General features: G+C 71.3%; 26 protein-coding genes. 13 read left to right on the plus strand and 13 right to left on the minus strand.

Translation table 11 applies throughout. The annotated features are described in order from the left end of the window. Positions 1 to 137: 137 nt before the first annotated feature. Positions 138 to 1,439, plus strand: coding sequence for a DUF4032 domain-containing protein (locus AEQ27_RS11925; RefSeq protein WP_054146857.1), 1,302 nt, complete (start codon positions 138 to 140; stop codon positions 1,437 to 1,439). A 75-nt stretch (positions 1,440 to 1,514) separates the two neighbouring features. On the opposite strand, the gene rlmB is transcribed toward AEQ27_RS11925, so the two are convergent. From rlmB to AEQ27_RS11945, 4 genes are read right to left on the minus strand one after another with little or no spacing between them, the layout of a single operon-like run. Continuing rightward, the gene (gene rlmB / locus AEQ27_RS11930; RefSeq protein ID WP_054146858.1) at positions 1,515 to 2,561 is read right to left on the minus strand and encodes a 23S rRNA (guanosine(2251)-2'-O)-methyltransferase RlmB; all 1,047 of its coding nucleotides are present in this window, start codon (positions 2,559 to 2,561) and stop codon (positions 1,515 to 1,517) included. Further along, positions 2,558 to 3,976 carry a cysteine--tRNA ligase gene (gene cysS, locus AEQ27_RS11935; RefSeq protein ID WP_054146859.1) on the minus strand — a complete coding sequence of 473 codons (1,419 nt, stop codon included), beginning with the start codon at positions 3,974 to 3,976 and terminating at the stop codon, positions 2,558 to 2,560. The genes rlmB and cysS overlap by 4 nt, the downstream gene beginning before the upstream one ends. Then, positions 3,973 to 5,283 carry a 2-C-methyl-D-erythritol 4-phosphate cytidylyltransferase gene (ispD, locus tag AEQ27_RS11940; RefSeq protein ID WP_054146860.1) on the minus strand — a complete coding sequence of 437 codons (1,311 nt, stop codon included), beginning with the start codon at positions 5,281 to 5,283 and terminating at the stop codon, positions 3,973 to 3,975. The genes cysS and ispD overlap by 4 nt, the downstream gene beginning before the upstream one ends. Beyond that, positions 5,273 to 5,755, minus strand: coding sequence for a CarD family transcriptional regulator (locus tag AEQ27_RS11945; RefSeq protein WP_043597211.1), 483 nt, complete (start codon positions 5,753 to 5,755; stop codon positions 5,273 to 5,275). The genes ispD and AEQ27_RS11945 overlap by 11 nt, the downstream gene beginning before the upstream one ends. Positions 5,756 to 5,921: 166 nt before the next feature. On the opposite strand from AEQ27_RS11945, the gene AEQ27_RS11950 reads away from it, so the two are divergent. Next, positions 5,922 to 6,488, plus strand: coding sequence for a hypothetical protein (locus AEQ27_RS11950; protein ID WP_054146861.1), 567 nt, complete (start codon positions 5,922 to 5,924; stop codon positions 6,486 to 6,488). Between the two features lie 127 nt (positions 6,489 to 6,615). Here AEQ27_RS11950 and AEQ27_RS11955 read toward each other — a convergent pair whose 3' ends face one another. Together AEQ27_RS11955 and AEQ27_RS11960 are read right to left on the minus strand one after the other, a co-directional pair. Next, positions 6,616 to 7,296: a response regulator transcription factor gene (locus AEQ27_RS11955; RefSeq protein WP_043597216.1), complete on the minus strand. Its 681-nt coding sequence runs from the start codon at positions 7,294 to 7,296 to the stop codon at positions 6,616 to 6,618. A gap of 13 nt (positions 7,297 to 7,309) precedes the next feature. Beyond that, positions 7,310 to 8,503, minus strand: coding sequence for a cell wall metabolism sensor histidine kinase WalK (locus tag AEQ27_RS11960; RefSeq protein ID WP_054146889.1), 1,194 nt, complete (start codon positions 8,501 to 8,503; stop codon positions 7,310 to 7,312). 239 nt (positions 8,504 to 8,742) lie between these two features. Here AEQ27_RS11960 and phoU point away from each other — a divergent pair, with 239 nt between their 5' ends. Both phoU and AEQ27_RS11970 read left to right on the plus strand, forming a co-directional pair. Next, entirely contained in the window at positions 8,743 to 9,396 is a 654-nt protein-coding gene (gene phoU, locus AEQ27_RS11965; protein ID WP_054146862.1) for a phosphate signaling complex protein PhoU, read from the plus strand. 94 nt (positions 9,397 to 9,490) lie between these two features. Further along, positions 9,491 to 10,024, plus strand: coding sequence for an AAA family ATPase (locus AEQ27_RS11970; RefSeq protein WP_054146863.1), 534 nt, complete (start codon positions 9,491 to 9,493; stop codon positions 10,022 to 10,024). Positions 10,025 to 10,120: 96 nt separating this feature from the next. On the opposite strand, the gene AEQ27_RS11975 is transcribed toward AEQ27_RS11970, so the two are convergent. Continuing rightward, positions 10,121 to 10,864 (minus strand): phosphoglyceromutase, encoded by a 744-nt coding sequence (locus AEQ27_RS11975; protein ID WP_043597224.1) that lies wholly within the window; start codon positions 10,862 to 10,864, stop codon positions 10,121 to 10,123. 41 nt (positions 10,865 to 10,905) lie between these two features. On the opposite strand from AEQ27_RS11975, the gene AEQ27_RS11980 reads away from it, so the two are divergent. Further along, on the plus strand, positions 10,906 to 11,682 hold the full coding sequence (locus AEQ27_RS11980) for a methylase (protein WP_054146864.1): 777 nt from the start codon (positions 10,906 to 10,908) through the stop codon (positions 11,680 to 11,682). Between the two features lie 16 nt (positions 11,683 to 11,698). On the opposite strand, the gene AEQ27_RS11985 is transcribed toward AEQ27_RS11980, so the two are convergent. The 4 genes from AEQ27_RS11985 to AEQ27_RS12000 all read right to left on the minus strand — a co-directional run bounded on the left by AEQ27_RS11985 (position 11,699) and on the right by AEQ27_RS12000 (position 15,192). Further along, positions 11,699 to 12,814, minus strand: a complete 1,116-nt coding sequence (locus AEQ27_RS11985; RefSeq protein WP_161805536.1) for an aromatic acid exporter family protein — start codon at positions 12,812 to 12,814, stop codon at positions 11,699 to 11,701. Between the two features lie 33 nt (positions 12,815 to 12,847). Beyond that, the gene (locus tag AEQ27_RS11990; RefSeq protein ID WP_082383477.1) at positions 12,848 to 14,083 is read right to left on the minus strand and encodes a folate-binding protein YgfZ; all 1,236 of its coding nucleotides are present in this window, start codon (positions 14,081 to 14,083) and stop codon (positions 12,848 to 12,850) included. Further along, positions 14,076 to 14,699, minus strand: coding sequence for an FABP family protein (locus tag AEQ27_RS11995; protein ID WP_054146867.1), 624 nt, complete (start codon positions 14,697 to 14,699; stop codon positions 14,076 to 14,078). The genes AEQ27_RS11990 and AEQ27_RS11995 overlap by 8 nt, the downstream gene beginning before the upstream one ends. Before the next feature lie 202 nt (positions 14,700 to 14,901). Next, positions 14,902 to 15,192, minus strand: coding sequence for a hypothetical protein (locus tag AEQ27_RS12000; protein ID WP_054146868.1), 291 nt, complete (start codon positions 15,190 to 15,192; stop codon positions 14,902 to 14,904). 113 nt (positions 15,193 to 15,305) lie between these two features. On the opposite strand from AEQ27_RS12000, the gene AEQ27_RS12005 reads away from it, so the two are divergent. The 4 genes from AEQ27_RS12005 to AEQ27_RS12020 all read left to right on the plus strand — a co-directional run bounded on the left by AEQ27_RS12005 (position 15,306) and on the right by AEQ27_RS12020 (position 18,776). Next, positions 15,306 to 15,986 carry a winged helix-turn-helix domain-containing protein gene (locus tag AEQ27_RS12005; protein ID WP_054146869.1) on the plus strand — a complete coding sequence of 227 codons (681 nt, stop codon included), beginning with the start codon at positions 15,306 to 15,308 and terminating at the stop codon, positions 15,984 to 15,986. Between the two features lie 13 nt (positions 15,987 to 15,999). Further along, positions 16,000 to 16,830: a mycothiol synthase gene (gene mshD / locus AEQ27_RS12010; RefSeq protein WP_161805537.1), complete on the plus strand. Its 831-nt coding sequence runs from the start codon at positions 16,000 to 16,002 to the stop codon at positions 16,828 to 16,830. Between the two features lie 97 nt (positions 16,831 to 16,927). After that, positions 16,928 to 18,415 carry a proline-rich domain-containing protein gene (locus tag AEQ27_RS12015; protein WP_054146871.1) on the plus strand — a complete coding sequence of 496 codons (1,488 nt, stop codon included), beginning with the start codon at positions 16,928 to 16,930 and terminating at the stop codon, positions 18,413 to 18,415. A 142-nt stretch (positions 18,416 to 18,557) separates the two neighbouring features. Next, positions 18,558 to 18,776, plus strand: coding sequence for a hypothetical protein (locus AEQ27_RS12020; RefSeq protein WP_054146872.1), 219 nt, complete (start codon positions 18,558 to 18,560; stop codon positions 18,774 to 18,776). Positions 18,777 to 18,865: 89 nt separating this feature from the next. Here the strand turns inward: AEQ27_RS12020 and AEQ27_RS12025 are convergent, their stop codons facing one another. Beyond that, a complete protein-coding gene (locus AEQ27_RS12025) occupies positions 18,866 to 19,615 on the minus strand; it encodes an aspartate/glutamate racemase family protein (RefSeq protein ID WP_054146873.1) in 750 nt (249 codons plus the stop codon). Continuing rightward, entirely contained in the window at positions 19,612 to 21,222 is a 1,611-nt protein-coding gene (locus tag AEQ27_RS12030) for an NCS1 family nucleobase:cation symporter-1 (RefSeq protein WP_054146874.1), read from the minus strand. The genes AEQ27_RS12025 and AEQ27_RS12030 overlap by 4 nt, the downstream gene beginning before the upstream one ends. 171 nt (positions 21,223 to 21,393) lie before the next feature. On the opposite strand from AEQ27_RS12030, the gene AEQ27_RS12035 reads away from it, so the two are divergent. The 4 genes from AEQ27_RS12035 to AEQ27_RS12050 all read left to right on the plus strand — a co-directional run bounded on the left by AEQ27_RS12035 (position 21,394) and on the right by AEQ27_RS12050 (position 26,581). Next, positions 21,394 to 22,029, plus strand: a complete 636-nt coding sequence (locus tag AEQ27_RS12035) for a helix-turn-helix domain-containing protein (RefSeq protein WP_054146875.1) — start codon at positions 21,394 to 21,396, stop codon at positions 22,027 to 22,029. A gap of 115 nt (positions 22,030 to 22,144) precedes the next feature. Next, positions 22,145 to 24,316 (plus strand): RNA degradosome polyphosphate kinase, encoded by a 2,172-nt coding sequence (locus tag AEQ27_RS12040; RefSeq protein WP_054146876.1) that lies wholly within the window; start codon positions 22,145 to 22,147, stop codon positions 24,314 to 24,316. Continuing rightward, a complete protein-coding gene (locus tag AEQ27_RS12045) occupies positions 24,313 to 25,254 on the plus strand; it encodes an NUDIX hydrolase (RefSeq protein ID WP_054146877.1) in 942 nt (313 codons plus the stop codon). The genes AEQ27_RS12040 and AEQ27_RS12045 overlap by 4 nt, the downstream gene beginning before the upstream one ends. Positions 25,255 to 25,480: 226 nt before the next feature. Further along, positions 25,481 to 26,581 carry a phosphate ABC transporter substrate-binding protein PstS gene (locus AEQ27_RS12050; RefSeq protein ID WP_369813643.1) on the plus strand — a complete coding sequence of 367 codons (1,101 nt, stop codon included), beginning with the start codon at positions 25,481 to 25,483 and terminating at the stop codon, positions 26,579 to 26,581. Positions 26,582 to 26,646 lie beyond the last annotated feature (65 nt).

The raw sequence follows: 26,646 nt of genomic DNA on the forward strand, positions 1-26,646 counted from the left end.
CGTCGGGTCGGCCCGTCGAGTCCGCTCGGAGCACTCCTCCGATCGACCCGGCGGGCCGTCCCGCGTTCCGGCCCCGCGCCTCCTGACCTCCCCCGCCGCCTCGCCTCAGGCGGCGCTCCCCCGCACGAGAGGCCCTCATGCCCGACTCCCTGAACATCACCTCGGCCACCGCCGACCCGGCACTGCTCGACCTGCCCTGGTCCCTGCCGCTCGACGAGTGGCCCGACGAGGCCATCGCGACCCTGCCCAAGGGCATCTCGCGGCACCTCGTCCGGTTCGCGCACCTCAGCGGCTTCGTCATCGCCATCAAAGAGACGTCGGGCGAGATGGCCCGTGGCGAGTACGAGATGCTGCGCACGCTCCAGCGCATGGACATCCCGTGCGTCGATCCGCTCGCCGTCATCACCAACCGTCAGGACGCCGACGGCAGCCCGCTGAACCCCGTGCTGGTCACCCGGCACCTCAAGTTCTCGCTGCCCTACCGGGCGCTGTACTCGCAGACGCTGCGCCCCGACACGGCCCGTCGCCTCGTCGACGCACTGGCGTTGCTGCTCGTCCGGCTGCACATCATCGGCTTCTACTGGGGCGACGTGTCGCTGTCGAACACGCTGTTCCGGCGTGACGCCGGCGCGTTCGCCGCGTACCTCGTCGACGCCGAGACCGGAAAGCTCTACCCGGGCGGCCTCTCGAACGGTCAGCGCGAGAACGACCTCGAGGTCGCCCGCGTCAACATCGCCGGCGAGCTGCTCGACCTCGAGGCCGGTGGTCGCCTCGACGACAACCTCGACCCGGTCGACGTCAGCAACGGCATCGTCGCCGCGTACCGCAGCCTCTGGACCGAGCTGACCGGCGCCGAGACCTTCGACAGCTCGGAGCGCTGGCGCATCAACGACCGCGTGGAGCGCCTGAACGACCTCGGCTTCGACATCGAAGAACTGGCGATCAAGACGGCCGAGGGCGGCAGCCAGGTCAAGATCCAGCCCAAGGTCGTCGACGCGGGGCACCACTCCCGCCGCCTGCTGCGACTCACCGGCCTCGACGTGGAAGAGAACCAGGCCCGTCGCCTGCTGAACGACCTCGACGCCTACCGGATGCGCACCGACCAGTCGGACTCGGACGAAGAGATGATCGCCCACGAGTGGGCCTCGCGCGTCTTCGAGCCCGTCGTGCGGTCGATCCCCCGTGACCTGCGCGGGCGGCTCGAACCGGCCGAGGTGTTCCACCAGCTGCTCGAGCACCGCTGGTACCAATCGCAGGCCGAGAACCGCGACGTGCCGATCGCTGAGGCACTCACCTCGTACATCAACGACGTGCTGCGGCACCGTCGCGACGAGCAGATGGTGATCGAGCCGGCGACCGAGTCCATCACGCTGCCCGAGGCCGCCCAGCTCGAGGCCGACGAGGCCGACGCCGACGAGGACTGGCGCAGCAAGGTCTGAGGACGCAGGAGGCGCGGGTCGGCACCCAGCCGACCCGCGCCTCCTCGAGGCCCCGTGTCTCGCGGGTGCCCGTGCCTACTTCTTCTTGCGCTCGGCGCGCAGCTTCGAGATCTCGTACAGCGTGACCGAGGCCGCGATGCCGGCGTTCAGCGACTCGACGGCGCCCGTGATGGGCACCGACACGATCGCGTCGCAGGTCTCGGCGACGATGCGCGACAGACCCTTGCCCTCGCTGCCGACGACGACCACGATCGGGCGGTCGGCGAGCTCGAGACCGGGCAGCATGACGTCGCCGTCACCGTCGAGGCCCACGACGAACACGCCCTGCTCTTTGAACGACTTGAGGGTCTGCGTCAGGTTCGACGCCATCGCGACCGGGATGCGCGCGGCCGCACCGGCCGAGGTCTTCCAGGCCGACGCCGTCAGGCCCACCGAGCGACGCCGCGGGACGATGACGCCCTGCCCGCCGAACGCGGCCACCGACCGGATGATCGCCCCGAGGTTGCGCGGGTCGGTGATCCCGTCGAGCGCGACGAAGAGCGGCTTCTGCTGACGCTTGACCGCGGCCTCGAGCATGTCGACCGGGTGCGCGTACTCGTACGGCGGCACCTTGAGCGCGACGCCCTGGTGCACGGAGTCGTGCCCGGTGATGCGGTCGAGCTCGGGGCGCATGACCTCGAGGATCGGCAGTCCGCGACGGGTGGCGAGCTGCAGGATCTCCTTGGTGCGCTCGTCCATCTCGATGCGGGCGGCGATGTAGAGGGTCGTGGCCGGGATGCGCGTCCGGAGGGCCTCGACGACCGAGTTGCGCCCGGTCACCATCTCGGGGTCGTCGGCCGCCTTCGGCCGGCGTCGGGGGGCGTCGGCCCCGCCGCGCCCGGCGATCGGCGAGCCGGCGCGGGGACCGGCTCCGCCACGACCGCGCGCCGCCTCGAGCCGCTCGCGCGCCGCCTTGGCCTTGCCCGCGGGGTGGTACGGGCGGTCCTCGGCCGCGGGAGTGGGCTTCTTGCCCTCGAGCGCCTGGCGCCCCTGCCCGCCGCTGCCGACCTGCTTGCCCTTGCTGCCCTGACGCACGGCCCTGCTGCCGGGACGGCCCTTGCGTGCTCCGCTGGTGTTCTTCACTGTTCGAGGCTCCAATGCGACCCGCTGGGGGTGTCTTCGATGGTGATGCCGGCGCCCGTCAGGACGCCTCTGATCTCGTCGGCCCGCGAGAAGTCGCGATCGGCCCGGGCTTGCTGGCGTGCGGCCAAGAGTACGTCGACGAGCGTGCCGGGCGCGCGGTGCGCGTCGCCCTCGTCCCCGGCCCGCCACTCGGGCGCCGTCGGATCGCTGCCGAGCACGGGCACCCTGGCGGCCACGTGCTGCCAGGCGCGCGCGGCGGCGTCGAGGTCGCCGTCGTCGAGGGCCACGTTGCCGGCCCGTACCGTGTCGTGCAGCACGGCCACGGCCTGGGGCACGTTGAGGTCGTCGTCCATCGCCTCGCCGAATTCGTCGGGCACGACGCGGGCTCCGACCCCGGCGAAGCGCGTGTCGGCGAGGCGGCGCTGCGCCCGCTCGAGGAACGTCTCGACGCGGTCGAGCGCGGCCTCGGCCTCGAGCAACGCGCCCTCGTGGTAGTCGATGGTCGACCGGTAGTGCGCGGCGCTGAAGAAGTAGCGCACGACGACGGGCCGGGCCTGCGCCAGGAAGTCGGCGGCGAAGATGGAGTTGCCGAGGGACTTCGACATCTTCTGGCCCTCGACGGCGACGAGGCCGTTGTGCATCCAGTGCGAGGCGAAGCCCATGCCGGCCGCGGTCGACTGCGCCAGCTCGTTCTCGTGGTGCGGGAACCGCAGGTCGAGCCCACCGCCGTGGATGTCGAACGCCTCGCCGAGGTAGCGAGCGGACATCGCCGAGCACTCGATGTGCCAGCCGGGTCGCCCTTCGCCCCAGGGCGAGGCCCACGAGGCGGACTGGGGCTCGTCGGACTTGTGGCCCTTCCACAGCGCGAAGTCGCGGGGGTCGCGCTTGCCCCGCGGGTCGGCGTCGGCCGCGGGTGCCATGTCGTCGATCGACTGGTTGGTCAGGGCACCGTAGGTCGGCCAGCTGGCGGTGTCGAAGTAGACGTCGCCCGAGCCGTCGGGGGCCACGTACGCGTGCCCCTTGTCGAGCAGCGTCGTGATGATCTGCTGCATCTCGCTGACGCTGGCGGTCGCCCGGGGCTCGTAGGGCGGCGGCAGGATGCCGAGCGCCTGGTAGCCCGCGGGGAACTCGAGCTCGGTGCGGTAGGCGCGCGCCCACCCCTCTTCGGTCGTGTCGGCGGCCAGCGCGAGGATCTTGTCGTCGATGTCGGTGACGTTGCGCACGAGGGTGACGTCGAGGCCGCGGTAGGTGAACCAGCGGCGCCAGAGGTCGTAGACCAGGGCCGAGCGGAGGTGTCCGATGTGGGGCGACGACTGCACGGTGGGTCCGCAGACGTACAGCCCGACCTGGCCGGGCACGAGCGGGACGAAGTCGACGAGCGCCTGCTGACGGGAGTCGTAGAGCCTGATGGTCACGTGATCAGCCTATTTGACGCGGCTCCGGCCGCGTCGCCCGCGGACGACCCGTCGCGCGTGACGAGTGCCGTCGCGATCACGGCCACGCCCTCGCCTCGGCCGGTGAAGCCGAGCCCGTCGGTCGTCGTGGCCGACACGCTGACCGGGGCACCGACCACGCGGGTCAGCCCGACTTGCATCTCGACGCGTCGGGACGACAGCCGGGGGCGGTTGCCGATCACCTGTACGGCGACGTTGACCGGTGCGGCCCCCGCCGCCGCGAGCAGCTCGAGGGTCGCCGAGAGGAAGACGTCGCCGGACGCCCCGGCGAAGCGGGGGGCGTCGGTGCCGAAACTCGACCCGATGTCGCCGCGACCCGCCGCCGTGAGCAGGGCGTCGACGACCGCGGGGGCGACCGCGTCGCCGTCGCGGGGGCCCGCGAGGCCCGCCTCGCCCGGGAAGTGCAGCAGCCCGAGGTGCATCGGCTGGGTCGCGTCGAACGCGTGGACGTCTGTGCCGACCCCGGTCAGGAGGCGCGGGCCCGGTCGACCGGGCGTCTCGCGCCCCGGCCCGGGCGCCGCGCCCGCGGCGGCGAGCGTCGGGGCCGGGCGCAAGCCCCAGGGGGTGGTGATCTTGAGGGCCAGGGGGTCGCCCGCCACGATGCGGACGCGGTGGCCGGCGGCGGCGAAGAGCGCCGCGTCGTCGGTGTGCTCGCCGGACGCCGTCGCGTAGGCGCGGTCGAGGGCGGCACGGGGGAAACCCTGCGGCGTCTGCATGGCCACGAGTTCGCTGCGGTCGACGGTGTCGACGACGAAGGCGGCGTCCCCGTCGACGCGTTTGATCGTGTCGGTGACCGGCAGGCCCGGCACGACGCCGTCGCCGGTCGCCTCGACGGTCGTGGCGACCAGGTCGAACTGGGCGGTGGGCGTGAACGGCCGGGCGCAGTCGTGCACCAGCACGATCTCGACGTCGGGCCCCAGGGCCGTCAGGCCGGCCGCGACGGACTGCTGACGCGTGACGCCGCCCGCGACGACGGAGGCGTAGCCGCGGGCCGGGCCGGCGACGGCGTCGACGAGGGCGCGGGACTCGTCGACGAGCGCCTCGGGGACGACGACGACGACCTGTGTCGGCACGACCGACGCGAAGACCGCGTCGAGCGAACGTTCGAGGATGCTGCGCCCGGCCACTTCGACGAAGGCCTTCGGCCTTCCGAGGGCGAGGCGCGTACCGCTGCCGGCCGCAACGACGACGACCGCCCGACCGGCGCCGGACGGGGTGTGGACCCCACCGTCGTCGACCGAGCGGTCGTCGGGAGTGCTAGGACGCAAGGACCTCGTCGAGGACGCTCGACGCCTTCTCTTCGTCGGTCTTCTCGGCGAGCGCGAGCTCGCTGATCAGGATCTGACGAGCCTTGGCGAGCATGCGCTTCTCGCCGGCCGAGAGGCCGCGGTCCTGATCGCGACGCCAGAGGTCGCGGACGACCTCGGACACCTTGATGACGTCACCGCTGGCCAGCTTCTCCAGGTTCGCCTTGTAGCGGCGCGACCAGTTGGTCGGCTCTTCGGTGAAGGGGGCGCGGAGCACGTCGAAGACGCGGTCCAGCCCTTCTTTGCCGATGACGTCTCGCACGCCGACCAAGTCGACGTTGTCTGCGGGTACTTCGATGGTCAGATCACCCTGGGTGACGCGAAGCTTGAGGTACAGCTTCTCTTCGCCCTTGATGATCCGCTTCTTGACTTCTGAGATTGTCGCTGCCCCGTGATGCGGGTATACAACGGTCTCGCCGACCTCGAATTGCATGAATCAGGCTCCATTCTGCGACACCCAGGATACCATAAGCAGTCGTTGGTAAGGCTGCCCTAAGGAACCGACCCCTGCGGGCGCGGATAAGCTGGACGACGTACGTTTGTCGTGACGCTGATCCTGGAGGACACCTGTGCGAGCCCCAACCCTGAAGTCGCGCGGCTTGACGACGCGGCTCGTCTCGGCCGCCGCCGTCGGCGCCGCGGTCGTCCTGACCGCCGCCGGGTGCAACTTCATCAGCCCGCAGGCCACCACCAAGCAGTACGACGCGAGCGACGGCACGAGCGTGAACGTCGGCGACATCCAGGTGCGCAACGCGATCGCCCTCACCGCGAGCGAGGGTGACGGCGGCACCGCCAGCCTCAGCATGGTCGTGCTCAACACGAGCGACGAGGCCGCCGAGGTCTCGTTCGAGTACCCCACGACCTCGGGCAAGAAGACGCAGACCGTCGAGGTCGACGGCTCGTCGCAGGTCTCGCTCGGCACCGAGCCCGGCCAAGACCAGTTCCTCATGGAGTCCCTCGACTCCGACCCGGGCGCCCTCGTGACGATCTTCGTCCAGTACGGCACCGAGACCGGCAAGTCGTTCGTCGTCCCCGTGCTCACCGGCGCGCTGGGCGAGTACGCCACCCTGCTGCCCTCGCCCACGCCGTCCACCGAGGCCACGCCGTCGTCGACGCCGCTGCCCGAGGCGACCGAGCAGGCACCGTCCTCGTCGCCGACGCCGTAGCGTCCCTCCCCCGTCAGCCGAGAGGCCCGGCCCGCCGTGTGCGGTGCCGGGCCTCTCGCGTCTGACGCACACCGCGCCTCCTGGGCTCTCGACGCGGTCGGGTGGGCCCTCGGCCCGTGCCCTCGGGTCAGGCCTCGATGCGGTAACCGAGGCCGCGCACCGTGACGAGCGCCTTCGGCTCGGACGGCACGGCCTCGATCTTCGAGCGGATGCGCTTGATGTGCACGTCGAGGGTCTTCGTGTCGCCGAAGTAGTCCGACCCCCAGACCCGGTCGATCAGCTGACCGCGCGTGAGCACGCGGCCGGCGTTGCGCATGAGCAGCTCGAGCAGCTCGAACTCCTTGAGGGGCATGGCGACGTCGTCGCCGCGGACCGTCACCACGTGCCGCTCGACGTCCATGCGGATGTCTCCCGCCTCGAGCATCGAGTCGGACAGGTCGTCGGGGTCGACGCGGCGGCGCAGCACGGCTCGGATGCGGGCGAGCAGCTCTCGGGTCGAATACGGCTTGGTGACGTAGTCGTCGGCACCGAGCTCGAGACCGACCACGATGTCGACCTCGCTGTCCTTCGCGGTGAGCATGACGATCGGCACCTGGGACTTGGTGCGGATCACGCGGCAGACCTCGGTGCCCGGGATGCCCGGGAGCATGAGGTCGAGCAGCACGAGGTCGGCACCGGTCTTGTCGAAGGCGGTGACGGCGGCCGGGCCGTCCTCGGCCACGCTCACCTGGTAGCCCTCGCGCTGCAGGATGTAGGCGAGCGGCTCGCTGAGGGACTCTTCGTCCTCGACGATCAAGATGTGGGTCATCGGGTCTCCATGGTCATCGTGTCTCCTGGGGCTCTGGTGCCGAGGCGGCCGTGGTCGGGATCGATCGGGTGTCGGGGTCGACGTCCGCGGCCGGCAGGCGCAGGGTGAAGGTCGACCCCTTGCCGACCTGCGACCAGACGCGCACGTCGCCACCGTGGTTCTGCACCACGTGCTTGACGATGGCGAGCCCGAGGCCCGTGCCGCCGGTCCGTCGAGACCGGGCCGGGTCGACCCGGTAGAACCGCTCGAAGACCCGGTCGAGCTCGTCGTCGGGGATGCCGTAGCCCTGGTCGGTCACGGAGATCTCGACCACCCCGCCCGTGTCGAGGGTGGCCCCGATGCCGACCCGCGACCCGTCGGGCGAGTAGTTGATGGCGTTCGCGACGAGGTTGTCGACGGCCGTGACGAGCATGGCCTGGTCGCCGATCACGTGCGCGTGCTTGCCGCCCCGGACGACGAGGTCGATGCCCCGCGCCTCGGCACCCACGCGGTTGCGGTCGACGGCGGTGTCGACCACGGTGCGGACGTCGACCGAGTCGCTGGTCTCGAGCGCGTCGGTCGCCTGCAGACGCGACAACTCGATGATGTCCTGGGTAAGGCGACCGAGCCGACCGGCCTCACGGGTCAGACGGGCGGCGAAGTGGCGCACCTGCTCGGGGTCGGCCGACGCGGACTCGAGCGCCTCGGCGAGCAGGCCGACGGCGCCGATGGGCGTCTTGAGTTCGTGGCTGATGTTGGCGACGAAGTCACGACGCATGTCGTCGAGCCGACGCCCCTCGGTGCGGTCCTCGGCGAGCACCAGCACGAATCGTCCGCCGAGCGCCGCGGCCCGCACGTGCACGGCGATGGTGGCCTCGCTGCCGGGCAGGCGCGGCAGGGTGAGTTCTTCGACCACGGGGTCGCCGTGCCGACGCACCGCGTCGACGATCGTCTCGAGTTCGGGGTGCACGAGGTGCTGCTGGGCCGAGACCAGGCCGAGCTGGCGCGCCGCGGCCGAGGCCTTGAGCACGTTCCCCGAGGGATCGACCACGAGGCCGGCCGACTCGAGCGCGTCGAGCACGGCGTCGATGCCGTCGGGCAGGGCGACGTCGACGAGCGCCGCGGCACGCACGGCCCGTCGGTGGGCCGAGACGACGACCACCACGATCGCGGCGCCGACGACGACCCCGAAGGCCAGCGACAACGGCACCAGCCAGGCGGATTCCATGTCGTTCACAGTAGTGACCCCCCGGTGGGTGGATGAACGGGAGGTCGTCCCATCCGCTGTACTTTGGTCAGAGTTCAGGCGGTGATCACCGGTCGTTAACCTTCACCGGAGAGCATCGTCGGGACTGTGCGGGCGACTCTGCCCCCACGTCACGAGCCGAGCGTGCGTCCCGCACGTCGCTCACAGCCACCGTGCTCCCAGGGCCACCGAGCCCCCACGACGAGAGGGTCGAACACGACATGCGCGAGGTATTCCAGCAGGAACTCCTGGAGGTGCAGGAGCGTCTCGTCGAGATCGCCGGCCTCGTCGCCGTCTCGATCGCGAACGCGACCACGGCCTTCAACGAGTCGAACGTCTCGTTGGCCGAGCAGGTCATCGCCGACGACGACAAGATCGACGAGCGCGCCATCGCCCTCGCCGAGTTGGCCATCGACATCCTGGCCCGTCAGAACCCGGTCGCCCGCGACCTGCGCATCGTGGTCAGTGCGCTCCGCATCAGCGCCTCGCTCGAGCGCATGGGCGACATGGCCGAGCACATCGCCCAGCTCGCCCGCTACCGGTTCCCCGAGAAGGTCGTGCCGAAGTCGCTGCGCCCGACCTTCAAAGAGCTGGGCGAGCTCGACGTCGCCATCGCGAACAAGCTCACCGAGCTGCTCACGACCGAGGACGTCCGCCTGGCCGAAGAGATCCGCAACGACGACGACCGCATCGACGAGCTGCACCTCAGCGTCTTCGACAAGGTGCTCGGCGAGACCTGGAAGGGCGCGGCCGTCGACACGGTCGACTCCACCCTCGCGTCGCGCTACCACGAGCGCTTCGCCGACCACGCGGTGTCGATCGCCAAGAAGGTCCAGTACCTCGCCACCGGCGACTGGGTCGCACCCGAGGTCTGATCGACGGCGACCTGCAGGAGGCGCGGTGTCCGTTCGACGGGCACCGCGCCTCCTGCGTTCGGTCGGGGCCTCCGCCGTCCGCGAGGATGGGAGCATGGCTTCAGTCGCGATCCTCGTCAACGGTCTGCCCGGATCGGGCAAGACCACCCTCTCGGCCACGCTCGCGGGGGTGCTCGGGTGCCCGTTGCTCGCGAAGGACCCCGTCAAGGAGGCGCTGGTCGACCTGGCCGGGCCGATGATCGCCCCCGAGGCCCTCGGCGGCATCGCGATGGACACCGTCTGGGCGATGGCGGGCGAGGTCGAGGCGGGCGTGGTGGTCGACGCGTTCTGGCACCGGGAGCGCGACCTCGAGTTCGCCCGGGCCGGTGTCGAGCGTGCCGGCTCGCCGCGCACCGTCGAGGTGTGGTGCGACGTCGACCCCGAGGTGGCCCTGCAGCGCGTGGTCGACCGGCTCGCCGCGGGCGGCCGGCACCCGGCGCACGGCACGGTCGAATCGGCCCGCGCCGCCTGGCCGGCCCGGGTGGCCGGTGCCGAGCCCCTCGGGCTGTGGCCGGTCGTCCGCGTCGACACGAGCGCGCCCGTCGACATGGACGACCTGGTCATGCAGATCAGCGCCCGGTTCGTCTGACCGCCGCCCCGAACCCTGTCGTGCCGGGGGTGCCGGACGCCGAAGCGCCCCACGCCCCCGAGGACGGGGCGCGGGGCGCGGGGACTTCAGGAGGCGCTATTTCTTGCCCTGGTTCGCGACCGCGGCGGCACCGGCGGCGGCGGCCTCGGGGTCGAGGTAGCGGGCCGGGCCGGTCGGCACGAAGTCGTCGTCGAGCTCGTAGACGAGCGGGATGCCCGTGGGGATGTTCAGCTCGGCGATCTCGTCGTCGCTGATGCCGTCGAGGTGCTTGACCAGCGCACGCAGCGAGTTGCCGTGTGCGACGACGAGGGTGACGTCACCGGCGGCCAGGCTCTCGGTGATGTCGCTGTGCCAGTAGGGCAGCATGCGCTCGATGACGAGCGCGAGCGACTCGGTGCGCGGGGCGTCGATGCCGAGTTCGGCGTAACGCTTGTCGTGCGCCTGCGAGAACTCGCTGTCGTCGTCGAGCGGGGGCGGCGGCACGTCGAACGAGCGACGCCAGGTCTGGAACTGCTCGGGGCCGTACTGCTCGAGCGTCTGCGCTTTGTCCTTGCCCTGGAGCGCACCGTAGTGACGCTCGTTGAGGCGCCACGAGCGCTTGACGTCGATCCAGAGGCGGTCGGCCTCTTCGAGGGCGATGTCGGCGGTCTGGATCGCCCGGGTCAGGCGCGACGTGTAGAGGATGTCGGGCAGCAGGTCGGCCTCGCGCAGCAGCTCGCCGGCACGCTTGGCCTCTCGGCGGCCCTGCTCGGTGAGCCGCACGTCGACCCATCCGGTGAAGAGGTTCTTCGCGTTCCATTCGCTGTTGCCGTGACGCAGGAGGATGAGGGTCGAAGTCATGCCGCCAGCGTATCGCGACGGCCCGATGGCAGACTTGGCGCATGCCCATCGGTTCCGTCACCCGCGGCACGACCGGCACCAACCGCCTCCGGCGCGTCGATCGCTGGATCGCCGCGCACCCGTCGTTCCGACGGGCGGACGACCCGCTGGTCGTCGACCTGGGGTACGGGGCGAGCGCGACGACTCCCCTCGAACTGCACCAGCGCCTCCTGGAGGTGCGCGACGACGTCGAGGTCGTGGGCATCGAGATCGAGCCCGAGCGCGTCCGACTGGCCAGCCTGTCGGCGCGGCCCGGTGTGAGCTTCCGACGAGGCGGCTTCGAGGTGCCGCTCGACGGCGACCGACGACCGGCGGTGATCCGGGCGTTCAACGTGCTGCGACAGTACGACGAGTCGCAGGTCGCCGACTCCTGGGCGCTCATGACGGCACGGCTGCAGCCGGGTGGCGTCCTCGTCGAGGGCACCTGCAACGAGGTGGGGCGCGTGGCGAGCTGGGTCGACGTGACGCCCGCGGGGCCCACGACCTTCACGATCTCGCTGCGGCTCGCCGGGCTCGAGCTCCCCTCGATCGTGGCCGAACGGCTGCCCAAGGCGTTGATCCACCGCAACGTCCCGGGCGAGCGGGTGCACGACCTGCTCGTCGACCTCGACCGGCAGTGGGCGGTGGCGGCCCCGCTCTCGGTCTACGGGCCGGTCCAGCGGTGGCTCGCGACGGTGCAGGGGCTGCGAGGCGCGGGCTGGCCGGTGCAGGGCGGGCGGTCACGGTGGCGGCTCGGCGAGCTCTCGCTGCCCTGGGCCGCGGTCGCCCCCCGCGACTGACCCTGGACGGGTCTGCTCAGACGCGGGCCAGTCGGGCGCGGGCCTCGTCGTGGTCCAGTCCGGTGGCCATCAGGAGGTCGACGAGCAGCGGGCGCAGCATCAGCACGATCATCGCCTCGGTCACGGGCGCGCCGGGCAGCACGACCGTCGGGTCGAGTCGACGGGCGACGGCCGACAGGGCCTCACGGGCGACGGGCCGCTGCTCGACGTCGTGCACCGACCGGCCGAGCACGGCGACCGCACGCGAGGTCGACTCGAGCAGGTCGGCCAGAGCCGACCGGTCGACACCGTCGCCGAGCTGCGTGTCGAGCCGCCGGGCGACCACCCGCAGGTTGCGCACGGCGAGGTCGACGTAGCGCCGCACCGTCGCCTGCTGCCGCAGGTCGGGCAGCCGAGACCGCAGGAACGGCGACAGCCGGGCGATCGACTCGGCGGACTCGAGGGTGGACGACCAGTCGTCGAGCACCGGCTGCGTGGACCGCAGGCGCTCGAGGGCGTCGTCGGCCCGTGGGGCGTCGTCGGTGCGGAGGGCGCCGACCAGCGCCGCGAAGGCCCGGTCGACCTCGTCGAACAGGCGCCGGGCGTCGTGACGGGCCAGGCCGACCGGGTCACGGGGCACGATCGCCGTGACGAGCAACGCCACCGCTCCCCCGACGGCGCCGTCGATGCTGCGCACGAACGCCCCGCCGTCGGGGTCGGGCAGCAGCATGACGAGCATGGACTGGGTCGCGGCAGCCGCGGCGAAGGCGCTGCTCGACGAGAAGAACCGCGCGACCAGCAGCGTCACGAACAGCACGAGGGCGATCTGCCACAGCCCCTTGCCCACCACCATGAGCAGCACCTCGCTGAGCGCGATGCCGATCAGCACGCCGACGGCGTTCTCGAGCACCCGTCGCGGGCGGGCGTCGCGGGCCAGGCCGAGGGACGAGATCGTGATCGTGACGGCCAGCAGGGGGATCGCGTGCCCGAGCCCGTAGTGCGTGATGGCGTAGGCCCCGGCCACGGCGAGCACGATCTGTACGATCGCCGGACCGGACGCGATCGTGCGCGCCGTCGCGTCGCGCACGTCGAAGGACGAGGAGGCGCGGTGCCAGCCGCGTCGCAGCCCGCCGCCGCGCGTCGGCCCGGTCACGACCGGGCCCGGGTGCACTGCCTCACCGGGCCGTCAGCGGCGGACGGCGCCGAGGCGCGGCAACCGGGGAACACCCGCGGCGGCACCGGCCGAGGCGGGCACGACGATCTCTTGCGCGGCCGCGATCACCAGGCCGTCGACGACGACGGCCAGCGGGGCGGACTCGTCGGTGCCGCGCTTCACGAGCGCGAGGGCGACCGGGCCGAGCTCGTGGTGCAGGGCGACGCTCGTGACGTGACCGACCGACCTGGGTGCGGTCGCCTCGGGGACGGGCACCGCGCCTCCTGCGGTGTCGGCCTCGTCGGGGGCGCTGCCCGCGACCGGGGCCAGCACGACCTCGGCACCGCGCTCGGGCAGCACGCCGTCGCTGCCGTCCAGGTGGAGCATGACGAGCCGCCGCGGCGGGTGGCCGATGTTGTGCACCTTGGCGACGGTCTCTTGACCGCGGTAGCAGCCCTTGGTGAGGTGCACGGCGCTGCGCATCCAGTCGAGCTCGTGCGGGATGGTGCGCTCGTCGACCTCGGTCGAGAGGCGGGGGCGCCCGGCCTCGATGCGCAGGGCCCCCCGGGCGGGGGTGCCCGCCACCGCGCGCCCCCCGGCCGGGGGGGCCGCGCGGGCGCCGAGGGCGGGGGGTCGGACGAGGCTCTCGCGGTAGGTCCAGTCGTGGCCCGGGTGACGGTCGGAGTCGGCGTAGCTGTGGCCGCCGGCGGTCACCTCGTGCCAGGGGTCGACCCAGACGAGCGCCGTGTCGTGCGACGTCATGACCGGGACGAGGGGGTCGGCGCCGTCGCCACCACCGAGCAGATCGTGCATCGAGCCGATGGTCGCGACGTCACCCGTGCGGTCGGCGACCTCGACGCGCAGCATGAAGCGCATCCGGTCGAGCCATGTGCCGAGGGGCTCGACCTCGGAGCGGTCGACGAGCAGCCAGGTGGTCTCACCGTCGTCGAGGACGCGGGCGGCGTGCTCGAGGCGACCGTTGGCGTCGAGCAACAGGGTCTCGGTCGAGACTCCCGGCGCGAGACCGACGAGGGCCTGGCTCGTCAGCGAGTTGAGCCAGCTCAGCCGGTCGGGCCCCGTCACGGTCAGCACGCCGCGGTCGGACAGGTCGACGACCGCCGCCCCCCGGGCGAGCAGGCGCTGTTCGCCGAGCGGGTTGCCGTAGTGCGCCGCGACGCCCGAACCGTCGTCGACGAAACCGTCGCGCGACGAGAACGGCGAGACCACGGAGCCCGTGGTCTCGAGGGTCGGGTCGCCGGCGTCAGTCAACGCGCGCCAGCTGCCCGGATGCGTGCGAACGCAGCTCTTGGCCGAGGGCCGCGATGTCCCACGCCCAGAAGAGCTTGCCCTCGACGAGGCCGTACATGCGGGTGGCCGCCGAGTACTCTTTCGCGTTGCTCGACCGGACGACGGCATCGGTGGCGAGGTCGATGCGCGGGCCCTTGACCCGGCCGAGGTAGAGCTCGTTGACGCCGGTCGGGTGGGCGACCTGCACCTCGAGGCCGAAGCCGTCGTCGGGCGTGCGCAGGATCTCGACCGCGCGGGCCGAGGTGAACGGTTGGACGCCGACACCGGGCAGCATGCCCGGGCCGCGGTCACCCGGCTCGGCCGGACGTTCGAGGCGCCAGTAACCGGTCTCGCTCGTCAGAGGCGTGTGCTCGTCGTCGAGCAGCCAGGTGAACGAGCTGTAGTTGAGGAACGGCAGGCCGTCGTGGCTGAAGCTGATGCGCTGGCCGAACTCGTGGGTGCGACGTTCGGTGCCCGGCTCGGAGTCGGGGTCGCCCTCGCCGATCTTGTAGTCGACGACGCCGGTGCCCTGCCAGACGCCGATCAACCACGAGAGGGGGACGAGCTCGGACGGCAGGTCGGTGGGGATGTCGATCATGGAGCGGTCAGCGCTGACCCTTGAACAACTTCAGCAGGACGACGACCGAGACGAAGCCGATGGCGAGGGTGGCGAGGCCGAGGAGCCCGATGTAGAACACCTCGAGTGCGAGCAGGGAATCCATGTCGTCGAGCCTACCCGGCGACCACCGACGTGCCCAGTCCTTCGGGGCGACCGTTCAGACGAGCCGAGGGGCCGGTGGTCACACGAGGGCGAAGACGCCCGTCACGACGGCCAGGATCACCAGGCTGCCGCAGGTGCTGAGCATCGTGCGCGAGACCAGGCCGTCCTTCTGGCTCGTGGCGAGCTGCAGCACGAAGGTGAGCACGATGGCCCCGCCGAGGGCGAGGACGACGTGGTCCCAGTACTCGGAGGCGGGCGACCGCAGGCCGATCAGCACGGCCACGACGAGCGTCGCGGCCCAGACCGGGACGACCGTGATCGGCTTGAGCCGTGCCGTCGTCGCGTCGACGTCTCGTTCGCCTGCCTGCACCGTTCGTCCCTCGTTCGTGTCCGCCGTTCTGCCGACCTGCCCTAGCATCGGATGGTCGGAGTGGCGGGGTCTCATGTTTTAGACTGCTCGACAGTACATTCACTGGAGGTCGTGTGGCGCAGCTCTTGGTACTGACCTCCGCGGGCGGCCCCGACGTCCTGCCGTCGCTCGCTCTTCTCAGCCACCGTACCCGGCAGATCCCGGCCGAACCCGCGCAACTGGTGAACGCGCCCTCGAGCGACCTGATCTTCGTCGACGCCCGCGCCGACCTCGCGAGCGCCAAGTCGCTGTGCAAGATCCTGCGCACCACCGGCGTCACGGTGCCGCTCGTCCTGGTGCTCACCGAGGGCGGGCTGACGGCCGTCAACAGCGAGTGGGGCGTCGACGACGTCATCCTCGAGACCGCCGGTCCCGCCGAGATCGACGCCCGCATCCGCCTGGTCACGGGTCGTCTCGCGCAGTCGCAGAACGGCTCGAAGATCCACGCCTCGGGTGTCGTCATCGACGAGGCCAGCTCCTCGGCCAAGGGGCACGGCCGCCCCCTCGACCTCACCTTCAAGGAGTTCGAGCTGCTGCGCTTCTTCGCCACGCATCCGTCCCGCGTCTTCACGCGCGAGCAGCTGCTCAGCGAAGTCTGGGGCTACGACTACTTCGGCGGCACGCGCACGGTCGACGTGCACGTGCGGCGCCTCCGGGCCAAGCTCGGCGACCTCGAGTCGCTGATCGGCACCGTGCGCAACGTGGGCTACCGGTTCAACGTCTACGACGACGACGCCCAGGCGGTCGTCACGTGAGCACGGTGGCGTGGTGACGGGCGCGGACGACGCGACCCGCGCCTCCTTCGTGCCCACGCTCGCCCGCGCGGCCACCGAGGCCGACGGCAGCCCGCCGTTCTCCGACCAGACGCTGGTCGACGTCCGGTCGGGCGCGGCGACCGTGATCGGTGATCAGCACGCCGCGGCGGGGCTGCGCGACGGTGAGGCCGAACTTGTCGTGCACCCCGACGACCGCCGACAAGGGCGCGGTGCCGAGCTGCTGCAGCGACTCGTCGACGAGACCGAGGGTCCGCTGCTGCTCTGGGCCCACGGCGACCACCCGGGCTCGCGCGTGCTCGCGGCGCGCTTCGGCCGCGCCGAGACGCGTCGCCGGCTGCAACAGCGGGCCGACGTCCCCGACGAGCCCCGCGCCCCCCGCCTGCGTGACGGCGACCGGGTCGCCCCGTTCCGCCCGGGCGTCGACGACCGGGCCTGGCTCGACCTCACCGCCCGGGCGTTCGCCGACCACCCCGCGCAGGGCTCGCTCGTCCCGGCCGACCTCGACGCCCGGAAGGCCGAGCCGTGGTTCGACGCCGGCGACTTCGTCCTGCTCTGGCGCGGCGACGAGCTGCTCGCCTTCTGCTGGCTGAAGCTCGACGAAGGTCAGCCCGGAGAGTTCTACGCGGTCGGCGTCGCGCCCGACCACCAGGGCGAAGGGCGCGGCGGCGCGGTGGTCGACGCCGGGTTCGCCCGCCTCACCGAGCGCGGGGCCGGCACCGCGGCACTGTACGTCGAAGGGGACAACACCGCTGCCCTCCGGCTCTACGCGGCTCGCGGGTTCACGGACCACGCGGTCGACGTCCAGTACACGCTCACGCGCTGACCGCTGCCCCTGGACGCCCCGTTCTCGATCGGGGGGTGCGCGCCGATCCGGGCCACCGATATGCTGCGGGTCGGATGACAGCGATCGAGGGGGCATCATGACCGATCAGACCAGACCGAGCGGCGACGACCGGGGGCACGACGGGCCGCCGCCCGAGGGGCAGCAGCACGGGGGGCAGCAGCACGAGGGGCAGCAGACCCAGGGGCACGAACCGCCGGCCGCGTTCCCGTACCAGGGCCTGCCGTACGGGCAACAGCCCGAGGGGCAGGCGCAGCAGCCGTCCGGCTACGGGCACCAGCTCTACGGTTCGGCACCGCAACCGGGCGACCACGGACAGCCGCAGGGTGCGAACGAGCAACCGTACGGTGCGAACGGGCAGCCGCAGGGTGCGTACGACCCATCTCACGGTGCGTACGGGCAGCCGCAGGGTGCGTACGAGCAACCCTACGGTGCCTCCGGGCACCCGCAGGAGGCGCCCGGGCAGGATGCCTACGGCCAGCCGACCCAGCAGTTCGCGTACGCGCAGGCTCCGACGCCCCCGGCACCGAGGACGCCCGAGCAGGCCGCGCGGCGTCGGCGACTGCTGATCGGCCTCATCGGTGGAGCAGCCCTGCTGCTCGTGCTGGTCGTGGCGGGTGCCGTGACGTTCGCGACGATGAGCGCCTCCCACCGGCCCGAGGCGACCGTCCGCGACTACCTGGGCGCGGTCCAGGCCGGAGAGGTCGAACGTGCCCTGGCCCTCGACGGCACTGAGGTCGCCGAGGGCGACGTCCTGCTGACCGACGACGCCTACGCCGCAGCCGACGACCAGGTCGACGGATTCCAGCTGGGCGCCGTCTCGACCGACGGAGACGACGCGCAGGTCGAGGCCGTCGTGCACCGCGCCGACGGGTCGACCCACGCGCAGGACTTCACGCTCGTGCGCGACGGGCGCGATCTGCTGTTCTTCGACCGCTGGGCGCTCCAGCCGGTCGACCTCGGCACGGTCTCGGTGCAGGTCGCCGGCCCGGCGTCGGCCGAGATCGCCGTCGACGGCACGCCCGTCACACGGGGGGCCGACGGCTCGGTGAGCCTCAAGGCCTTCCCCGGCAGCTACGAGGTCGCCCTCGCCGCCGAGAACGAGTCGTACTCCGCCACCGCCGCCACGGCCGCGGTCGAGGGTCCCGACGTCGCCGCCCCGCCGACCCCGCTCACCACCCCCCTCACCCCGGCGGGCACCACGGCGGCGACCGCGGCCGTCGACGCCTGGGTCGCGGGCTGCATCGCCTCGACCGACCTGCGTCCGGAGGGCTGCAGCTTCGGCCTGTACGACACGGAGTCGGGCCGGTACACGCTGTCCGGCCAGAAGTGGACCCTCGAGTCCGCGCCGCAGTTCACCGTCGGCGACTGGCAGGACGGCGGCTGGACGGTCAGCACGACGACACCGGGCTCGGCCTCCTTCACCGCCCAGGGGGTCGACGCCGCGGGCAACAGCGGCGTCTACGGCTCGCTCGCACCGGTGCCGGTGCGGGTGGGCGGCCTGATCAGCGACGTGACCGCCGACGGCGCCACGTTCACCTCGAGCGTCGCCACGCCGCTCACCTGACCCGAGGGGTACAACCGGGGTACACGAACGGCTCGGCGGGGCCCACTCCAGGGGGCCGAGCGGATCTGCCATCGCGCTCACAGCACCGTGGAGTGGATTGAGGCACCGCGTACGGCACGCATCCCATCGTCAGGAGAACACCATGAACCCCGTCAAGTTCCTTTCCGACCTCGGCCTCCAGAGCAAGCACGCCTACTGGGGAGGTTTCGCCTCCATCGTCATCGCCCTCGTGGCCTGGATCGCCTCGCAGGGGAAGGACTCGTCCGACAAGGCGCAGTCCGACCGCTGGGGCATCTTCATCGGCCACTGGGCGCCGACTTTCTTCGCCCTGGGCCTCGCCTTGAAGAACGAAGAGAAGTAGGCACGACAGCACGAGCACGACGAAGCCCCCGCCGAACCGGCGGGGGCTTCGTCGTGCGCGGGATGCGGCGGCGGTCGGCCGAGTGCACCTCAGAGCAGGGCGGGCGCACCGCCCAGCGCGAACGGTGACAGCAGGCCGGTGATCTCCTTGAGCGGCGGCCGCGCGTACTCGCCGCGCTTGCCGGTGACGAGCCCCAGACGCACGAGCGACTCGGCGAAGACCGTCGCGGCGGCGACCCCGTCGACGACGGGAGCGCCGATCTCGTCCGAGATCGACCGACAGAGGTCGGTCATCCCGGCACAGCCGAGCAGGACCGCGTCGGCCCCCGACGCCAGCACCTCGTGACACTCGTCGACGATCAGGGCGCGCGCGCCCGACGAGGGGTCGTCGAGTCCCAGCACCGACACCTCGCACGCCCGGACCTCGACGCACCGGTCGGCGAAGCCGTACCGCTGCACCAGTTCGCGGGACCGCCCGACGGTGCGCCCGAGCGTGGTCACGATGCCGAAGCCGCGCCCGACCATCGAGGCCGCGTGCATGCCGGCCTCGGCGATGCCCAGCACCGGACCGGTCGCCAGCTCGCGGGCGGCGTCCAACCCCGGGTCGCCGAAGCAGGCGACCACGTGGGCGTCGACGCCGTCGCGTTCTCCGTCGCGGACAAGCTCGAGGACACCGGGTACCGCCAGCGCCTCCTCGTAATGGCTCTCGATCGACACGGGACCCATCGACGGACCGAGCGCCTCGACGCGGGTGCCCGGCCCGACGACGGCGGCCGCGGTGCGGCCGATCGCGGCGGTCATGGCCTGTGTGGTGTTGGGGTTGATCAGACGGAGCCTCATGCGACCCGCCCCTCGGCCGGACTCGCGACGGTCCCGTCGTCGACCGTGGGGTCGTCGGCGTCGAGTCGGGGCATGCGGGGCCGACGCTTCTCGAGGGCCCAGAACAGCACGAGACCGAGGCCGCAGCCGACGAACCAGCTGTAGTTGCCGATCCAGGTGAGCGAGGGGCCACCGGCGTCCACGACCCAGCCGGGCACGAGTGCCGACGCGACCGAGACGGTGCCCGCGAGCACGAGGGTCCAGACGGCGTTGGGGTTGAACCCGCCCCGGTACCAGTAGCGACCCGAGGGCGACATCGTGAACATGTCCTCGACGGCGACGCGCTGACGGGCGACGAGGTAGTAGCCGGCGATCAACATGCCGAACAGCGGCCCGATCAGCGCCCCCAGCACGCCGAGCGTGTACTGGATCGCCTCGGCGTTGCCGTACCAGTTCCAGGGGGTGAGCAGCACGGAACCGACGGCGGCGATCATGCCGCCGAGTCGCCAGCTGATCTTCCTCGGCGCGACGTTCGAGAAGTCGAAGGCCGGGGCGATGAAGTTGGCGACGATGTTGATGCCGACGGTCGCGGTGACGAAGGTGAGACCGCCGAGCAGGACCACGAAGGGCGTGCCGATGGCGTCCACGGTCTCGATCGGGTCGGTGATGAGCCGCCCGAACACCGGCACCGTCGCCGAGGCGCACAGCACGGTGAGGATCGAGAAGAAGAGGAAGTTCACCGGCAACCCGAGGACGTTGCCCCGCTTCACCGCCGCGAAGCTCTTGCCGTACCGCGAGAAGTCGCCGAAGTTCAGGACGGGCCCCGAGAAGTAGCTGACGACGATGGCGACGGCCGACGCCATGACCGGCAGCGACGCGGCGAACGACAGCGGCTCGCCCACCGAGAGGTCGAGGTCGATCGCGCTCCAGCCCGCCTGCGAGACGAGGTAGACCGCGAGGGCGATCATCAGCACGTAGACGGCGGGACCGGCGAAGTCGATGAACCGACGGATGGTCTCCATGCCGCGCCAGAACAGGGCCGCCTGGGCGAACCAGAGGATGCCGTACGAGATCCAGCCCAGGGCGCTGAGGCCCAGGAAGGACGGCTCGAGCAACGAGGCCGTCGACGGGACGAACTTGAGGAAGACGATGTTGAGCGACTCCGCGGCCAGGTAGGTCTGCACGCCGTACCAGGCCGTCGCGATGAGGCCCCGGATGATCGCCGGGACGTTCGCCCCCAGCACGCCGAAGACGGCGCGGTTGATGACCGGGTAGGGAACGCCCGTGCGCTGGCTGGGCTTGGCGACGAGGTTCGCGAAGACGTTGACGATCACGATGCCGACCACGAGCGACACGAGCACCTGCCAGCTCGCGATGCCGAGGGCGAAGAGGCTGCCTGCGGTCACGTAACCGCCGACCGAGTGCACGTCCGACATCCAGAAGGCGAAGATGTTGTAGCTCGACCAGGTCTGTCTCCCCAGCGGAGCGAGGTCGTCGTTCGTCAGCCGGGGGTCCCGGGCGCCCTCGACCCGAGCGGCCGCGACGGACGTCAGCGGGGCGGGTGAGCCGGCGGCTCCGACGGCGGGCGGGGCCGGGTCGGCCGGGGGTCGGGCGATGTCTGTGGTCACGGCGTGCCTCCAGGCGGCGTTGTAGTCTGACGATCGGCGGGACGGGTCGATCGTGAATCTATGGCTTCACGGATTCGGCCTGATGTCGGCCGTGTTACGGGTTCGTGACAGCGGTTGCTTCACGGAACCGCGCCCGCCCGACCGACCACCCGTCCCCGCCCCAGGAGGGTCATGCCCGACGACCCCGACGCGCCCACGCCGGCGATCGGCGATCTCGACGCCGCCGCCCTCGGTGCCCGCCTGCGCCACCTCCGCGCCGCGGCGGGTCTCTCGCTCAGCGCCCTCGCCCGGGCCCTCGACATCTCGCCCAGCGCGGTCTCGCAGATCGAGCGCGGTGTCCGGCGCCCCTCGGTCAGCCGGCTGATCGCCATCGTCCAGGTGCTCGGGGTGCCGCTCGCCGACGTCTTCGACGACCGCGCCGAGCCCGCCACCCGCCGCACGGCCCCGTCCGACCGCGGGGACGCCGCCACGGGCGGCTACGTCCTGGCCCGAGGAGGCGCGGCGCAGCCGGTCCTGCTGGGCGGCGGAGTGGTCTTCCGTCGCCTCTCGCCCGCCCATCTCTCCGGCGTGGACTTCTTCGAGTCGACCTACCCGCCGGGAGCCCTCGCCACCGAGGTCGCCGCCCTCATCACCCACGAGGGCTACGAGGTCGGCACGGTCACCTCGGGAGAGCTGACCATCGACTTCCCCGACGAGACCGTCACGATGCGGGCCGGCGACTCGATCACCTTCCCGTGCGACCTGCCGCACCGGTTGAGCAACGGCAGCGGGGTCGACGCGGTCGCCACGTGGCTGATCGTGCACTGAACCGGCGCGACCGGGCCAGCCCGCGCCTCCTCCCCCGGCCGTCGGGTGCCCACACGTCATCTCGCGTTTACCCGGGACGACGCTCCGAGGCGGTCGGGGGTGGCACGATGGTGCGATGGACAGCAGCGAACCCCGCGTCGACGGTGCCGGCGTCACCCCCGACTTCCTCGACGACTTCGACGAGATCGTCAGCTTCGAGGACGGCACCCTGCCCGCCGAGCGCTACCTCGACCGCGAGCTGAGCTGGCTGGCGTTCAACCAGCGCGTGCTCGAACTCGCGGAGGACCCGACCACGCCGCTGCTCGAACGAGCGAACTTCCTGGCGATCTTCGCGAGCAACCTCGACGAGTTCTTCATGGTGCGCGTCGCCGGCCTGAAGCGCCGCATCGCGACGGGCCTCGCCGTGCCGACCAACGTGGGGCGCGGGCCGAACGAGGTGTTGGCCGACATCAACAAGAAGGCCCACGAGCTGCAAGAACGTCACGCCCGGGCGTTCCTCGACCTGGTCAAGCCCGACCTCGACGACGCGGGCATCCACATCGAGAACTGGTCCGACCTCGAAGAGGCCGACCGGGTGCGCATGCGCGAGATCTTCGCCGAGCAGATCTTCCCGGTGCTCATGCCGCTCGCGGTCGACCCGGCCCACCCCTTCCCCTACATCTCGGGGCTGTCGCTGAACCTGTCCGTCCGCGTCCGCAACCCCAAGACGATGCGTCAGGAGTTCGCGCGCCTCAAGGTGCCGCAGATGCTGCCGCGCTTCGTGCAGCTGCCCGACAACGACAGCGGGCGCGTGCGGTTCATCCCCCTCGAGGACCTCATCGCGAACCACCTGCAAGACCTCTTCCCCGGCATGGAGGTCGTCGAGCACCACGTGTTCCGCGTCACCCGCAACGAGGACGTCGAGGTCGACGAGGACGAGTCCGAGAACCTCATCCAGGCCCTCGAGCGCGAGCTGCTGCGCCGTCGGTTCGGTCCGCCGATCCGCCTCGAGATCACCGACGACATGGACCCGGTCACCCTCGAGCTGCTCGTGCGCGAACTCGACGTGACCGACCAGGAGGTCTACAAGCTGCCGGCCCCGCTCGACCTGGCCGGCCTGTTCGAGATCACCAAGATGGCGCGGGCCGACCTCAAGTACCCCAAGCACCTGCCGACCACGGCCGTCCAGCTGCAGCAGACCGAGCCGAACATGAAGCCCGACATGTTCGCCAGCATCGCGCGGCAGGACATCCTCGTGCACCACCCGTACGAGTCGTTCGCGACCAGCGTGCAGGCGTTCCTCGAACAGGCCGCGGCCGACCCCAACGTGCTGGCCATCAAGCAGACGCTCTACCGCACGAGCGGCGACAGCCCGATCATCGAGGCCCTCATCGACGCCGCCGAGGCGGGCAAGCAGGTCCTCGCGCTCGTCGAGGTCAAGGCGCGTTTCGACGAACAGAACAACATCACCTGGGCCCGCAAGCTCGAGAAGGCCGGCGTGCACGTCGTCTACGGCCTCGTCGGGCTCAAGACCCACTGCAAGCTCGCCCTGGTCATCCGCCAGGAGAAGGGCACGCTGAAGCACTACACGCACATCGGCACCGGCAACTACAACCCGAAGACCAGCCGCATCTACGAAGACATGGGTCTCTTCACCGCCGACGACCAGGTCGGCAAAGACCTGACGCGCCTGTTCAACGAACTCTCGGGCTATGCGATCGAGAAGAAGTTCAAACGACTGCTCGTGGCTCCCCGCTACCTCCGTCGCGGTCTGCTCAAGCAGATCCAGAACGAGATCGAGAACGCCCAGGCCGGGCGCCCCGCGGGCATCCGCATCAAGATCAACTCGATCGTCGACGAGCAGATCATCGACGCCCTCTACAAGGCGAGCCAGGCCGGGGTGCCCGTCGACGTCTGGGTGCGCGGCATCTGCACGATCAAGCCGGGTGAGCCGGGGCTCAGCGACAACATCCGCGTGCGGTCGATCCTCGGGCGGTACCTCGAGCACAGCCGTCTGTTCTGGTTCGCCAACGACGGTGACCCGCAGGTCTTCATCGGGAGCGCCGACATGATGCACCGCAACCTCGACCGTCGCATCGAGGCCCTGGTGCGCCTGACGCAGGCCGACCACCTCGCCGAGGTGGCCGACCTGTTCGAGCAGGCCATGTCGGACGAGACCGCCTCCTGGTGGCTCGAGGCCGACGGCACCTGGACCCGCCACGCCCGTGACGCCGAGGGCCGGCCGCTGACCGATCTGCAGAACGCCCAGATGAAGGCCATCACGCAGCGGAAGCGCTCCAAGCGATGACCGTCACCTCGACGACCGTCGTCGCCGCGGGCGCCGTCTGCTGGCGTCTGGTCGACGGCAAGGTCCGGGTGCTGCTGATCCATCGCGACCACCACGGCGACGTCTCGCTGCCCAAGGGCAAGGTCGACCCGGGTGAGTCGACGCCCCAGACGGCCGTTCGAGAGATCCACGAAGAGACCGGCTACCGCGTCACGCTGGGCGCCCCGCTCGGCACGGCCGAGTACCTGCTGCCCGGCGGTCGCGACAAGGTCGTGCACTACTGGTCCGCCGAGGTGACCGACGAGTCCGTCGCCCAGGCCGGGGCGTTCACGCCCAACCACGAGGTCGCGGCCATCGAATGGGTCGGCATCGACAAGGCGAAGGCGATGCTGACCTACGCCCGCGACGCCGACGTGCTCCAGCGCTTCGCCGACCGGGTGACGACGGGCAGGGCTCGCACCTTCCCGATCGTGGCCCTCCGTCACGCCAAGACGACGTCGCCGTCCGACTGGCACGGCTCGGACGCCACGCGCCCGCTTCTGCCCCAGGGCCGCCGCCAGGCGAAGTCGGTCGCACCGGTCATCGCGGCCTGGGCCCCGACGCGCATCGTCAGCAGCACGGCGGCGCGCTGCCTGGCCACGCTCGAGCCCTTGTCCGAGCTGACCCGGGTCGGCGTCCGACAGACCGACGCGATCAGCCAGGACGCCTTCGAGCAAGGCACGGACGACGTCGCCGGGGTGGTCAAGAAGCGACTGAAGAAGAAGGTCGCGGCCGTCATCTGCAGCCACGGCCCCGTGCTGCCCGAGGTCATCCGGCAGATCTCGCTGGGCACCAAGGGGGGCGACCGCATCGACCTGCGCCGTGCCTCGTCGCTCGGCACGGCCGAGTTCACGGTGCTGCACGTCTCGGTCGACGACACGGCGCTCGTCGCGATCGAGACGCACGGCCCGGCCGCCTGACCCGCGCCTCCTCGGCTCCCCACGGCATCGAGAGGGTCGGCCCCCGCCTGCGACGGGCGGGGGCCGACCTCTGTCGGGACGCGCTCGTCCCGGCCGATGTTCCCCCCTCGTTCACCTTCCGTTCACCGGGGCAGGCGACCGTGGTTAACCCGTCGCCGTAGCGTCTCGCACGGGTCGGCACCTGGCCCACAGCACCCAGCCATCACATCCCGAAAAGGACCCCCCTGTGAACTTCAAGCGCACCGGCAGCATCGTCGCGATCGCCGCGGTCGGAACCATGCTCCTCGCGTCCTGCGCCAGCAACGAAGGCGGCGCCTCGCCCTCGGGCGACGCATCGGCCAGCGACCTCTCCGGCTCCATCTCGGGCATCGGCGCCTCGTCGCAGCAGGCTGCGCAAGAAGCCTGGGTCGCGGGCTTCCAGACCGCCAACCCCGACGTCACCATCAACTACGACCCGCAGGGCTCGGGCGGTGGACGCGAGAGCTTCATCTCGGGGGCCGCGGACTTCGCCGGTTCCGACCGCGCGTTCAAGACCGACGAGATCTCGTCGAGCACCTTCGCCGGCTGCACGCCCGACACCGGCATCGTCGAGCTGCCCGCGTACGTCTCGCCCATCGCGGTCGTCTTCAACCTCGACGGCGTGAAAGAGCTGAACCTCACGCCCGCCACCCTCGCCGGCATCTTCAGCGGCAAGATCACCACCTGGGACGCCGCCGAGATCAAGGCCGACAACCCCGACGCCGACCTGCCCAGCACGGGAATCACCGCCGTCCACCGCTCGGACGACTCGGGCACCACCGAGAACTTCACCGACTACCTCCACGCCACGGCGGCCGACACCTGGACCGAAGAGGCCGACGGCACCTGGCCGACCGCGTTCGGCGGCGAGGGTGCCTCGGGCACCACCGGCGTGATCGACGCCGTCACCAACGGCACCGGCACCATCGGCTACGCCGACGCCTCGCGCGCCGGTGACCTCGGTGTCGCCAAGGTCAAGGTCGGCGACGACTTCGTCGGCTACTCGGCCGAGGCCGCTGCCGCCATCGTCGACGAGTCGCCCGAAGAAGAGGGTCGCACCGAGGGTGACATCGCCATCGAGCTCGACCGCACCTCGACCGCCGCGGGCGTCTACCCGATCGTCCTGGTCAGCTACCTGAGCGCGTGCGAGTCCTACGAGGACGCCGCCAAGGGCGAGCTCGTCAAGGCGTACCTCTCGTACGTCACCAGCGAAGACGGCCAGAAGGTCGCGGCCGACGCCGCCGGCTCGGCCCCGATCTCGAGCACCCTCTCGGGTCAGGTCGCCGACGCCATCGCACTGATCAAGTAACACGGCACCACCCCGGGGGCCCGGGAACGCACCGCGTGCGTTCCCGGGCCATCGGCCTGACAGGC

This window comes from Frigoribacterium sp. RIT-PI-h (assembly GCF_001297205.1).
Classification (GTDB): domain Bacteria; phylum Actinomycetota; class Actinomycetes; order Actinomycetales; family Microbacteriaceae; genus Frigoribacterium.

What these genes read in the sequence shown, in the direction of transcription:
- AEQ27_RS12025 (WP_054146873.1), bottom strand. Translation starts at nt 19,615, where the DNA reads ATGAGGCTCCGTCTGATCAACCCCAACACCACACAGGCCATGACCGCC.
- AEQ27_RS11945 (WP_043597211.1), bottom strand. Translation starts at nt 5,755, where the DNA reads ATGCAATTCGAGGTCGGCGAGACCGTTGTATACCCGCATCACGGGGCA.
- AEQ27_RS11980 (WP_054146864.1), top strand. Translation starts at nt 10,906, where the DNA reads ATGCCCATCGGTTCCGTCACCCGCGGCACGACCGGCACCAACCGCCTC.
- AEQ27_RS11955 (WP_043597216.1), bottom strand. Translation starts at nt 7,296, where the DNA reads ATGACCCACATCTTGATCGTCGAGGACGAAGAGTCCCTCAGCGAGCCG.
- AEQ27_RS12015 (WP_054146871.1), top strand. Translation starts at nt 16,928, where the DNA reads ATGACCGATCAGACCAGACCGAGCGGCGACGACCGGGGGCACGACGGG.
- AEQ27_RS11975 (WP_043597224.1), bottom strand. Translation starts at nt 10,864, where the DNA reads ATGACTTCGACCCTCATCCTCCTGCGTCACGGCAACAGCGAATGGAAC.
- phoU (WP_054146862.1), top strand. Translation starts at nt 8,743, where the DNA reads ATGCGCGAGGTATTCCAGCAGGAACTCCTGGAGGTGCAGGAGCGTCTC.
- AEQ27_RS11970 (WP_054146863.1), top strand. Translation starts at nt 9,491, where the DNA reads ATGGCTTCAGTCGCGATCCTCGTCAACGGTCTGCCCGGATCGGGCAAG.
- AEQ27_RS11995 (WP_054146867.1), bottom strand. Translation starts at nt 14,699, where the DNA reads ATGATCGACATCCCCACCGACCTGCCGTCCGAGCTCGTCCCCCTCTCG.
- AEQ27_RS12035 (WP_054146875.1), top strand. Translation starts at nt 21,394, where the DNA reads ATGCCCGACGACCCCGACGCGCCCACGCCGGCGATCGGCGATCTCGAC.
- AEQ27_RS12020 (WP_054146872.1), top strand. Translation starts at nt 18,558, where the DNA reads ATGAACCCCGTCAAGTTCCTTTCCGACCTCGGCCTCCAGAGCAAGCAC.
- AEQ27_RS11925 (WP_054146857.1), top strand. Translation starts at nt 138, where the DNA reads ATGCCCGACTCCCTGAACATCACCTCGGCCACCGCCGACCCGGCACTG.
- AEQ27_RS12040 (WP_054146876.1), top strand. Translation starts at nt 22,145, where the DNA reads ATGGACAGCAGCGAACCCCGCGTCGACGGTGCCGGCGTCACCCCCGAC.
- AEQ27_RS12045 (WP_054146877.1), top strand. Translation starts at nt 24,313, where the DNA reads ATGACCGTCACCTCGACGACCGTCGTCGCCGCGGGCGCCGTCTGCTGG.
- AEQ27_RS11960 (WP_054146889.1), bottom strand. Translation starts at nt 8,503, where the DNA reads ATGGAATCCGCCTGGCTGGTGCCGTTGTCGCTGGCCTTCGGGGTCGTC.